The organism is Cytobacillus massiliigabonensis, assembly GCF_900199725.1.
Lineage (GTDB): Bacteria > Bacillota > Bacilli > Bacillales > Cytobacillaceae > Cytobacillus > Cytobacillus massiliigabonensis.
The window spans coordinates 1-2,179 of the sequence record NZ_LT904899.1 but is presented as its reverse complement, the minus strand read 5'-3'; the positions used below and the strand labels follow the sequence as shown (position 1 = coordinate 2,179).

Below are 2,179 nucleotides of genomic sequence, written 5' to 3'. Positions count from 1 at the left end.
TATAAATGTCAACCTAAACATGTACATAATTGATCGTTTAAATATGTACAAAATTACTCGGGCTCTTTCGCAAGATGATTCTTTATTCGATAAGATTCTCCAACAATACTAACTACCGTTGCATGGTGTAAAACACGATCTAAGATCGCATTAGCTAGTTTGGAATCCTGAAATATTTCGTCCCAAGACTTGAAATTGATATTGGTGGTTAGGATAGTACTTCTTTTTTCGTACCTGAAATCGATTAGTTGAAAGAATAATTTTGCATCTTCAGCATCAATAGGCAAATATCCGATTTCATCGATAATAAGCAGCTTATACTTGGTATAATGTTTCAACCTTGCTTCTAATCGATTTTCAATTTTAGCTCTTTTTAATTGTTGTAGTAAATCATGACATTTAATAAAATAGGTACTTGTTCGTTTTTTGGCAGCGGCTATTCCAATTGACGTTGCTAAATGAGTTTTTCCTACACCACTAGGTCCTAAAAAGATAATGTTTTCCTTCTCTTCTATGAAACGCAAAGTAAGAAAATCAAGTATTTGTTGTTTATTAATGGATGGTTGAAAATCAAAATCAAATTCATTTATTTCCTTAAGGTGGGGAAATGCCCCCACCTTTACCATGGAATGCATCATGTTCTTCTCACGAACATCGATCTCATAGTTTGTAAGTTTTACGAGTGTCTCCACGAAGGATACCTGATTGCCTACACTATAGTCGATGGTTTCACTTAAATGCTGGATCATTTGCTTGAGTTTCAAATATTCAAGATTTTGCACTAACTGTTGGTAAGAATTATTCATTTTTATACACATCTCCAATTGCCTCTAGATTTTTCTTTGCCAATTCATCAATATCAGGATAGTAGGGAAGAGCTCTACTGAGCTCATCTTTGTAGTGTTCTTCCTTGTAATTGATTTTTTGATGACTTATTTTGTGTTGGACAATTAACTCCGTGTTATAATAAATGAATAATTGATCATCATATGCTTGTAAACCAACTGTCTTTCCTCGATACTCAGCTGGAACTGAGTATTGATTGGATTTATAGGATACCATGTTGGATGAATTTACTTTTACTAGTGTATGGTTGATTCTGTAAGAATCTCTTATTTGTTGCCGTGGTAGGGGCAGTAAGAGATTCTTTTCTCGTTTTAAGGCTAAAATCGGTATTTTTCCAGTCCCCTGATGATAACTATTATTGATTCTTTCTCCGAGTTGCTGTACATACTTGTGAAGTTCTTCTAAACTAAGTTTCCCTTGATAGGCATAGATTTCGTCAAGATATTTCATGGGTGATTCTATTTTCCCTTTTGTTCTTGGCCTTCCTGCGATACAAGGATGTACTTTGAATCCGAAGTCTTCTGCAAATTGAGCGAAACGTTTATTCACTTTCCCTTTGAAATGTTTCGTCCTCGCATCATCCATTATAGTTGCCATATTATCAGTCATGATTTTCTTTGGAACGCCCCCGATAGCTTCAAAGGCTTCTGTCAAAAATGAAAATAGTACACTTTGTGACTTCGATATACTCATATAAAAAGTACGAAATCTTGAAAAAGAAAGTAATAAGACAGCTACGTTGATATAAACAATTTCTCCATCTTTCGTTTCATACCGAAGGTTTTCCTTCCAATCCAGCTGTGCCTGTTCCCCAGGCGGTGTTTCATATCGAATACTAGACGGTGTTGGATTCGTTCTCTTTCCTTCACTAAAATAAGATTGGAACTCCGGCTTACTTTGGATGTATCTACGAAATGATGAAGCTGCACAATCTAATCCATGATTATCTTTTAGGTATTGCCATAGCACTCTTTTGTAATAAAATACTTGTTTTGATTCTTTTGATAAGAGGAGTGAAATAACTCCGTAGAACTTATCAAATTTCGAAGTTTTATTCTTGGTTTTCTTTGGAGTAAACCCATTAAGGTACTTTTCAATGGTCCTCCGGTCCACATTTAATTCCCTAGCTAATTGACTCTTATTAATTCGCATATTTAAATTCTCCATCAGTATTTTTAGTTTCGGTAAGTCTGTAAGACTATTAATCTCAAAATCTGTCTGGATATTCAACGCTATGTACATACTAATCACCTCAAGATTAGTATGAAAAACCGAGTCAAAACTGTACACCTTTATTTAATCATTTTTGTACATATTTAAATTAGCATTTGTA

General features: G+C 34.3%; 2 protein-coding genes. Both read right to left on the bottom strand.

The window, feature by feature from the left end; all coding sequences use genetic code 11:
* Positions 1-53: 53 nt before the first annotated feature.
* Positions 54-806, bottom strand: a complete 753-nt coding sequence (istB, locus tag C1726_RS00020) for an IS21-like element helper ATPase IstB (RefSeq protein WP_102271268.1) — start codon at positions 804-806, stop codon at positions 54-56.
* On the bottom strand, positions 799-2,088 hold the full coding sequence (gene istA, locus C1726_RS00015; RefSeq protein WP_102271267.1) for an IS21 family transposase: 1,290 nt from the start codon (positions 2,086-2,088) through the stop codon (positions 799-801). The genes istB and istA overlap by 8 nt, the downstream gene beginning before the upstream one ends.
* Positions 2,089-2,179: the final 91 nt, after the last annotated feature.